Source organism: Collimonas silvisoli (assembly GCF_018305005.1).
Taxonomy (GTDB): domain Bacteria; phylum Pseudomonadota; class Gammaproteobacteria; order Burkholderiales; family Burkholderiaceae_D; genus Collimonas; species Collimonas silvisoli.
In genome coordinates, this window is the sequence record NZ_JAGQEG010000073.1 from 19,195 (window position 1) to 28,424 (window position 9,230).

General features: G+C 55.1%; 7 protein-coding genes. All 7 read left to right on the plus strand.

The window, feature by feature from the left end:
* Nucleotides 1-177 precede the first annotated feature (177 nt).
* Complete coding sequence (locus KHU33_RS18375; RefSeq protein ID WP_211465556.1) at nt 178-909, plus strand: response regulator transcription factor; 732 nt, start codon at nt 178-180, stop codon at nt 907-909.
* Nucleotides 866-4,312 carry a hybrid sensor histidine kinase/response regulator gene (locus tag KHU33_RS18380; RefSeq protein WP_211465557.1) on the plus strand — a complete coding sequence of 1,149 codons (3,447 nt, stop codon included), beginning with the start codon at nt 866-868 and terminating at the stop codon, nt 4,310-4,312. Before KHU33_RS18375 ends, KHU33_RS18380 begins: the two co-directional genes overlap by 44 nt.
* Before the next feature lie 448 nt (nt 4,313-4,760).
* Nucleotides 4,761-5,054, plus strand: a complete 294-nt coding sequence (locus tag KHU33_RS18385) for a hypothetical protein (protein WP_211465559.1) — start codon at nt 4,761-4,763, stop codon at nt 5,052-5,054.
* A 489-nt stretch (nt 5,055-5,543) separates the two neighbouring features.
* Nucleotides 5,544-6,005 carry a chemotaxis protein CheW gene (locus tag KHU33_RS18390; RefSeq protein WP_211465561.1) on the plus strand — a complete coding sequence of 154 codons (462 nt, stop codon included), beginning with the start codon at nt 5,544-5,546 and terminating at the stop codon, nt 6,003-6,005.
* The gene (locus KHU33_RS18395; RefSeq protein WP_211465564.1) at nt 6,005-7,390 is read left to right on the plus strand and encodes a CheR family methyltransferase; all 1,386 of its coding nucleotides are present in this window, start codon (nt 6,005-6,007) and stop codon (nt 7,388-7,390) included. Before KHU33_RS18390 ends, KHU33_RS18395 begins: the two co-directional genes overlap by 1 nt.
* Nucleotides 7,387-7,953, plus strand: coding sequence for a chemotaxis protein CheW (locus KHU33_RS18400; protein WP_211465565.1), 567 nt, complete (start codon nt 7,387-7,389; stop codon nt 7,951-7,953). The genes KHU33_RS18395 and KHU33_RS18400 overlap by 4 nt, the downstream gene beginning before the upstream one ends.
* Before the next feature lie 149 nt (nt 7,954-8,102).
* Nucleotides 8,103-9,230 (plus strand): methyl-accepting chemotaxis protein (locus KHU33_RS26480; protein WP_230414377.1); only part of this gene is annotated, 1,128 nt, incomplete at its 3' end.

Consider the following 9,230-nt stretch of genomic DNA (forward strand, 5'->3'; position numbering starts at 1 on the left):
GCCAAATTTTCTTTCCTGCCACGCCAAGTCACACAAATCATCTTCACAATTAACCTGCCGGAACCGAAGCATCACTTGTATATGTTACCATACGGCATGTTGGAGATAGGTTGACTAAGCTATTCTCGGCGTGACCGTCCAGCCGTTCTATGCGTCGCCTTACACAATTGTTTTTTTATGACAAAACTCACACCCCCATCATCAACACCTGCCTTCAAGGCGTCGCTTCCAAATAACCCGGACGCGATTAAGGTAGTCGTCGCCGACGACCATCCGGTTGTAGTCATTGGCATCAGCGATGTACTCAAGGGAGAGCCGGATATACAACTGCTTTCCGCCGCCCTGACGATTACGGAATTGTTCGAGACGCTGCGGCAGATATCCTGTGATGTCTTGATTACCGACTATTCGTTTGATGACGACAACGAACCGGACGGCATGCACTTGCTGGAACGCGTGCGGCGGATGTATCCATTACTCAAGATCGTGCTGCTGACTGCACATGACGATATTGTCGTGGTGCGACAGGCTATGAAACTAGGGGTACTGGGCTTCATCAGCAAGCGCAGCGGTGCATTTACCGGATTGCCGACAGTGATACGCAGCGTAATGGCAGGTGAGAAATATCTCGACCCCGCGACCTCCAAGTTATTGCTGGAATACATGCTGGAGAATAATCCGGGATCGCAGGCGCTGACGGAAGTCAATTTATCGAAGCGAGAATTGGAAGTGGTGCGCCTGTTTGTATCCGGGAAGACCGTCACCGAAATCGCGAATCTCACCGATCGCAGCCTCAAAACCATCAGTACCCAAAAGTCAAAGGCCATGGTCAAGCTGGGAGCGCACAACGATGTGGAACTGATCAATGCGTTTAACCGCATTGGCGGAACGCGTCATCACGCCAATTGATATGAGCCGTCGGCCGCGCTTCGGCAAATGGCTGCAGCGGCGGTTTATGCCACTTGGCGCCGCCGCGATTCTGCCAGAGGTGTCCGGTCGTTATGTTCAGAAGTTGTTATATGGTGGCGCAACGCTACTGACGGCCTTCATTGTTCTAGCGATGGCAGTGACCGTCAATTCTCGCATCCAGCGTTTTATCAACGAACAGCAGCAATTTTTCTTGCAGCACCGCGAGCAGGTCAAATCGCGAGTCGACACCTACCAGACGAGCTTGCGCAATTACGTTGCTAATTACGAGGCACTCTGGACACTACATGACCACGACAAGATCCCCCTGGAGCGCTATCGACAACGTTTGCTGATGCAGCAAGGTGTGACGCTAACTGAAAGCGATCTGACGGCGGTGCCATTCGGGGTATTGACAACGCTGACTGCGCCAGACCAGCAGCAGCACTTGGCCACATTACTGCGCTTGATGCGCGAAGTGTCGCCCAATGGAAGCTTGTGGGAACGTGAAACGGGTTATTTCCTTGGCGGTTTCATTTATACCGCGGACGAACGTTTCCTGGCGACGGTGCCACCACTGCCAGAACCGCTTTTACAGGCAGCGCGGCAAGGCAGCATGCCAGAAATCATCCGCCAGCGCATCGTCAAGGTCGAGGAAGAATTAAGTAAGTATTCAGACTTGGAATTGGCACGTCAGCAGATTTTCTGGGTTCAGCTCGGTAAGGATCCGTTCAACGAGCAATTGGTCACACATTTCGCGAGTCCTGTGTTTCGCAATGGCAAACGCGTGGCAGTCATTGTCGAGGCGGTGCCGTTTAAAGAGTTCACGCATCTATTCCAAAATGGTGGCCCGATTCGAGGCTTTTTTGTGGCCTCGCGCTTACATACACATTTTTACGGCGCCAGCGATGAGGATGAGGATGAGCGACACTGGGGCAAGGTGCTGCTGACCCATCCGGAAATTCTCGATACTGCCGTGGCGGAACATCCGCAAGTCGCTCGCCAAGACGGCGTGTTTTTTTTCTACCAGACGATCCCTGGTCCGAACTGGATAGCAATTTACGCCTTTGATTGGCACACCATCCTGGCGGGATTGTGGCCAGAACTGTCGCTATTGGGGGCAGTGTTGCTGATGATGCTGCTTATCCTCTGGGCCTTTGTAGTGATTCTCGACCGTTTCGTATTTACGCCGTTGCAATTACATGCACAACGCATTCACGAGAGCGAGGCATTTAATCGCACGGTGATCGATACCGCCCCTGTCGGACTGGGTGTCGTGGATCCTGTCTCGGGCGAGGTGGTGCTGCAAAATGAAATTGCCGCCAATCTGCTGCAACACGATCTGGACAGCGGAAGGCATTTCTATCAACGCATTCTGGCAAGTTCTGCCCCGCACTCCCGCACGCCGCGCGGTGTGGAGTTCGTGGAAGCGACGGTCAACGATGGCACGGGCGGGCAGCGCGACATGGTCGCAGCATTTTCCCGCACTCGCTATCTCAAACGCGATGTTGTGTTATTCGGCCTTACCGATATCAGCGATCGTAAGGAGACCGAGCGCTTGATGCACGAAGCGAGGATAGCTGCCGACCGAACCAATCAGGCTAAATCCATGTTTCTGGCCACAGTGAGCCATGAAATCCGTACTCCGCTGCATGGTGCGCTCGGCAATCTCGAACTGCTCGCCATGGAGAATTTGCCGCTGCATCAAAAAGAACGCGTCGACATGATTCGCCGCTCCTTTGATGCGCTGCTCGCGCTGATCAACGATATTCTGGATATCTCTAAAGTAGAAGCCAACGAACTGACATTGCAGCAAGAGCCATTCAGTCCACATGCATTGACCGAGCAATGCGCGCAAACTTTTGCCCCTGTCATTCTCGCAAAGAACGTGCGCTTCCTATGCCTGGTTGCACCGGAGGTGCCATATCAGGTCATTGGAGACGACCATCGGATTGCGCAGATTTTAATGAACTTGCTGGGCAATGCGTCGAAATTTACCGAGTCCGGCGCGATCGCCTTACGCGTTGAACCGGAAGAAATCAGCGGGGATCATGTCTGGCTGCGCTTTTCCGTGTCGGATTCGGGTATCGGCATCGCTGCCGAGAACCAGCAGCATATTCTGGAGCCGTTTTCTCAGGCCGACGGCTCGGTGTCGCGCGATTTTGGCGGAACCGGTTTGGGGCTATCGCTGTGCAAGCGTTTGACAGATTTGATGGGTGGGTTTCTTGAGATCGACAGTGAACTGGACGTCGGCAGCACTTTTACCGTTATATTGCCTCTGCAAATCGATACAGAGAGCACGGTAGAAGATGAGATCACGCTTGCAGCGGCGATCGACACGATGATTCTCCTGTGTGACTCTAATGCCTGGCAGAAGACACTGCTGGCAAGCATCGGCGGCAGACTGCCGTCGGTCAAGTTGATCGCAACAACGGAGCCCTTGGAAGCGCGTCTGGCGGCATCACCGACAACCGTCCTGTTAATAGCATGCAGTGAACCGGCTTTGCCGGGCACATGGCTGGAACTGACGGCTCTGCCCTTCTCCGATAGCGTAATCATCACACCAAATGGCCCTTTACATCCACAGCGCCAAGAACACGGAATTGCTGTTTCCGCCTATGCCACCAATGCGCTATACGCAGCACTTGGGCTTTGTGGCCTACACGATGTTTCGACGCCTGCTTCCGTTCATGCAGCAGCGCAAGAATCGGTTAAGCATGCTGAACGTATTCTTGTGGTCGAAGACGATCCGGTTAGCCGAGCGTTAATTGAGCCGCAACTTGCCGCCCTCGGCTATGATCATGTTCATTCGGCATTGAACGGCCGGCAGGCTCTGGAGCGTTGCCGGATCGAGGCATACGACGTGATTATCAGCGATCTCAATATGCCGATAATGGATGGAAAAATGCTGTTGTCCGCATTGCGCGCCGAAGGCATTATGACGCCAGTCATCGTCAATACCGCCAGTAGTCAACAGGATCTTGAGGCGAACCGGCACGATTTTGCGCATGTGCTGCATAAGCCAGTCACCATCGGCCAATTGGGCGATGCATTGACGCGTGTGCTAGGCGGGAAAGCCAAATCGCGCGCAGTCACTAAGCATACGGTTCGCGATGAGACCGTAGTGAAGCATTTGCAGGCGGCCTTTCTTGCGAGCTGGGAAGTCGACGTGACGGCAATGAAAGAGGCTGTAGCAAGCGGAGACGACAAGCAATTTCAGCGTCGTCTACATCGTTTGAAAGGAGCGTTGCTGATCATGGAGGAGCATGACGCCTCCGCCCAATGCGAAATTCTGCAGCTGCGAGTTAAGGAAAACGGCTGCACCACCGTCACTGATCTGTTGCCGCGCTTTTGGACAACAATTCAAGAAATAGTCGAGCGCTATCAGACCCAATTAATATGCTGACTATCCACTGAAGCTGGGGGACTCCCCCGCTACCGGCGCGTCGACGTGCCTGAATAAGCAGCAAAAAAATGGCCGCATTCTGCCCTGATGCCGTTCAGTCAGGCGGCACGAATTTCCCCGTTGCGTCATTCCCGCGAACGCGGGAATGACGGGGCTGCCATATGGGGGAATTGCCCCTAACTGAACGGCATTACGCATTCTGACCTTTGTTTATGCGCTGACGCCGGCCAACACTTTTGCTTCGCGTATTTGCCATGCTTTGGCATCCCACTCCGATGTTTTTATAGGAGTATTTCCCCATCAAAAACAGAGCCCAATCCATTTTTGAATTGATCGCTGGGCGGCACAATGGTGTGCACAGAATTCCTTATCTTATGTTGTTGTCGACTAGCGACGACATGAATACTGCAATGCTGATTATTTTTGATGGTAATAAAGGAGATTGGCGATGTTCATTGATTTAGGCAAGGGGCGCTACGTGCTGGATACGAACAAGGATCCGTATGCGATGATCGCGATGGAATGCTACAGGGATGTTTGTAGCGCTGAGAAACCTTGGCTGGCATCCAGCCTGGTCCAGCAACTAGATAACAATATTGATTTGTCGCTCTACATGCCTACGTTGTACCGGCTGTTTCAAAATGGCAGGCGATTAGCCGAACAAACGCCGAATTTTAATGCTGACGCATGGCAGCAGGTTGCAACCTTCCTATCGTCTTTTGATAAGCAAAAGATAGCGTAGCAATGTTTTTCTCAGAGCCTGATTTCGATAATGCCGCCACGATGCGCCTTTCCTATTTCATGGTTACTCCTGTTAGCCATGAGAGAAACATCAAAATCAAGCTGCGTCCAACATAGGTAGCAAAACAGAGCGGATCGTTCCACTTCTGTTGAACTACTGAAGTCTGACCCGCATTTTGCCCCGAATGCCGGCCCACTCGTCCCCTGGTTTGTGAAATTGATAATTATCCAGTCGCCACTCACGATGCTGAGTGGGATTGTGTTTCTATACGTGTGCCAGTTTTCGACGCACAGTTTTCGACGTACATCAACAACGCAAGCTCTCTTGAGAAGACGGGCTGGAAGCCCCGTGAATAGAGGCTATAAACATCAATGGCGGTTTTTACAACTATGTACGCACTGTCACCTATTTATGTAAAAACATGCTAAAGTTGTTGCAATAAGGAAATATAAATCCAGTCCAGAAAACTCGGAAGGCCCAGGTTTTCAAATGAATGAACTCAACCAACTGGTCGTTTTTTTTCTGGATGGGAGACGCTATGCGCTGCCACTTGCCACCGTAACACGAATTATCTACGCCGCAGACGTAACGCCCTTGCCTAACGCACCGGCGGTCGTGCTCGGTGCGATCGACCTGCAAGGCGAGGTGATCCCGGTACTCAATATCCGGCGACGATTTCTACTGCCGGAGCGGGCGATCGGCGTCAACGACCAGTTCCTGATCGCGCTCACCCAGCGGCGAACGGTGGCATTGGTCGTCGATGAGACTCAAGGAATATGCGAACACGAACATGCCGCCATTCTCAGCACCAACCTGATCGCAGCTGGCCTCGAACAATTCCAGGGCGTGATCAAGCTTGATGATGACTTGGTATTGATCTACGACCTGGAAAAGTTTCTTTCCCTGGACGAGGCATGCATGCTGGATGAAGCAATCGATCGGAGCGAATGATGCCGAGTCAAGTCCTGGAGACGCAATGGTCGCAATTGAGCGAGTGCATCGCCGACAGGATGGGGCTGCATTTTCCGCGTGAGCGCCGGAACGATCTGCAGCGCGGTTTCGCAGGCGCCGTGCAGGAATTCGGCTTTGCGGATCCGGCGCCATGCATAGCCTGGTTGCTGGCGGCGGGGCCAACCAAGGCGCAGCTGCAAGTGCTGGCGAACCATCTTACCGTCGGCGAAACCTACTTCTACCGAGACAGGCAAACGCTGCAGGCACTCGCAGAACATATCCTGCCCGAACTGATCCGCAGCCGGCGCGGCCGGGAGCAACGGCTGCGTCTTTGGAGCGCGGCTTGCTGCAGCGGCGAAGAAGCTTATTCGTTAGCAATTCTGCTGCACCAGATATTGCCCGACTTGCAAAACTGGCAGGTGACGATCACCGCGACCGATATCAATGCGCACTTTCTACAAAAAGCCGTCGCCGGCGTATATAGCGAATGGTCGTTCCGCGCCGCGCCCGCCTGGCTCAAGCAACGTTATTTCAACCGCACCGCAGATGGCCGCTACGCCATCGTCCCTGAGATCAAAAAGCTGGTGAGGTTCGCGCAATTGAACTTGGTGGAAGACGTTTATCCCTCGCTGGCGACCGACACCAATGCCATGGATGTGATCTTGTGCCGCAATGTACTGATGTATTTCACGCCATCGCAGGCGCGCAAGGTCATCGGCAAGCTGCGCCTTGCGCTGGCCGACAACGGCTGGCTGGCGGCGAGTCCGAGCGAAGCATCGACAGCGTTGTTTCCCCGCTTCGTCAACGCGAATTTCTCCGGCGCTATCCTGTTTCAAAAACGCCCTGCGCCGCCTCCGCCCGAACCGACGCCGCTGGCATCCGCCCGGCTGCCGGAATTTGGCGCCGACGACCCGGCGCTTGAGCCGTCTTTGCCTCGGCTGCCATCGGCTGCCTTGGCCGCGTCGACCGAGCGTTCGCCCTCACCGGCCGAATTTCCGCTGCTGGCGCGCGCGTTGGCTAACCAGGGCAAGCTGGCCGATGCGCTGACATGGTGCGACCGCTGGATCGACGCCGACAAACTGGAACCGGCCGGCCACTATCTGCGTGCAGTGGTGCTGCTGGAGCGCGGCGATCTTGAGCAGGCGCGCTCATCCTTCCAGCGGGCGATTTATCTTTGCCCCGATTTTGTGCTGGCCCACTTTGCCTTGGGCAACCTGGCGCGCGCCTGCGGAAAAACGGCAGAGGCAAACCGGCATTTAACCAATGCTTTGCGTCTGTTGGGCGACCATCAGCAGAACGATCTTTTGCCCGAAGCGGACAGCCTTACCGCCGGCCGGCTCAAGGCGTTCATTACCTCCACGATCGCTATCGAGAACACGCCATGAAGCAGCGGACCGACATCCCATCGCCCCCCTCTTCCTCCTCCGCCCTCGACGCCGGACAAATCCTGCGCGCCCGCGCCAAAGCGCTGTCCCGCCCCCGTCAGAGCGCCGCTGCGGCCGGCGCATCGCTCGAACTGCTGGAGTTTCGTCTGGCGCAGGAGTGTTACGCGCTGGAGACCCGCTGCGTGCAAGAGGTTTATCCTCTGAAGGATCTGACGCCGCTGCCCTGCACTCCGCCGTTCGTGCTTGGCGTGGTAAATATCCGCGGCCGCATCACTCCGGTGATCGACATCAAGAAATTTTTCGATCTTCCGGATCAAGGCTTGACCGACCTGCATCGCATCATCCTTGTGCGCGGCAACGATCTTGAGCTCGGCCTGCTGGCCGATGTCATCGTCGGCATGCTCACCGTTGCCGTGGGCAGCTTGCAACCCGCGTTACCGACCCTTACCGGAATCCGCCGCGAATACCTGAAAGGCGTGACGGCGGACCGGCTGGTGGTGCTTGACCTGGATCGCATCCTGAAGGATCCGAAAATTATTGTGCATGAGGAAGTGGAAATTTAAAGAATTAAAGAATTACTCAAGTTCAGGTTCAGGCTCAGGTTCAGGCTGAGCTCGGGATCGGCGAGATTGCCTTCAAAAGTAGATTTTTAGACCCGCTCCGACAGCGGACGACTCACGGATATCTGGTGTGATTACCGGAAGATAAACCCATGAACTGGTTCAAGAATCGGCAAACCGCGACCAAACTCCTGCTGGGATTTGGGACGATGATCGTCTTGTTGGCGATCACCATTGCGATCGCTTACAACGCCATCTCCACTTTCCACGATGCGCAACAGCGCCTGTTCGAGCAGGAGTTCGTCGGCGTGGTGGGCGTGGTCGAATTGCGGGCCGACCTGAATCGCCAGCGCGGCCGCATCCTGGAGTTCATGCTCACGAACAACCGGGCTAAGCAAGAGGTGCTGCTGCGCGATATTCGCAGCGGCTCCGCCAAGATTGACAACTCGCTGCGAACGCTTACGGTTCTCTTTAAGGAGAACCCCGGGTTCTTGCTCAAACTCGATGAATGGAAGAGCATTCTGGCGACATATCGCCAGACGCGCGAAACAGAGATCCAGCTGATTGCCGCAAACAAGGTCGATGAAGCGAGAACAATGGCCGAAAATCCGCAGGCTGGGCGGTTCGAGAGAATGCGCAGCATCGCCATTGAACTTGAGCAGGAGATGCTGAAGCACGCCCGTGCACACATCGCCGATTCTGATGAATTGGCCACCCATTCCATCGTCCAGTTTGCAATTCTCGGCGGACTAGCGCTGGTTTTCGGTGTAGCCCTGACGACGCTGCTGACCCGCCTCATTGCGCGCCCGATGGTGGCGATTGCCGACTTAGCGGAACGAATGGCTTCAGGTGATTTGACTGTCACTCTGGCAACCCAGCAGCGCGCGGACGAAGTCGGCGTCTTGAACCAGAACTTTGCGCGCATGTCCGCGGACTTGCGCCTGCAGATCGGCGAGGTGGTCCACGGTGCAAATGTAATCGGCCTGGCTGCCAGCGACATCGTTGCCTCGACCGCGCAACTGGCCGCCAACGCTAACGAGTCCGCCGTGGCGGTCAGCGAGGCCACGACCACGGTGGATGAAGTGCGACAGACTGCGCAGTTGGCAAGCCAGAAATCCATGCAGGTCTCCGACAGCACCCAGAAGGCGGCGCAAAGCGCTCAGAACGGCCGTAAGTCCGCCGAGGACGTCGGCGCCGGCATGAATCGCATCCGCCAGCAAATGGAAGCGATTGCCAGCAGCATGGAGCGGCTCTCCGAGCAGAGCCAAACCATCGGCCAG

Coding starts and splice junctions, on each gene's coding strand:
- KHU33_RS18380 (WP_211465557.1), top strand. CDS start 866: ATGCGTTTAACCGCATTGGCGGAACGCGTCATCACGCCAATTGATATG.
- KHU33_RS18395 (WP_211465564.1), top strand. CDS start 6,005: ATGCCGAGTCAAGTCCTGGAGACGCAATGGTCGCAATTGAGCGAGTGC.
- KHU33_RS18385 (WP_211465559.1), top strand. CDS start 4,761: ATGTTCATTGATTTAGGCAAGGGGCGCTACGTGCTGGATACGAACAAG.
- KHU33_RS18390 (WP_211465561.1), top strand. CDS start 5,544: ATGAATGAACTCAACCAACTGGTCGTTTTTTTTCTGGATGGGAGACGC.
- KHU33_RS18375 (WP_211465556.1), top strand. CDS start 178: ATGACAAAACTCACACCCCCATCATCAACACCTGCCTTCAAGGCGTCG.
- KHU33_RS18400 (WP_211465565.1), top strand. CDS start 7,387: ATGAAGCAGCGGACCGACATCCCATCGCCCCCCTCTTCCTCCTCCGCC.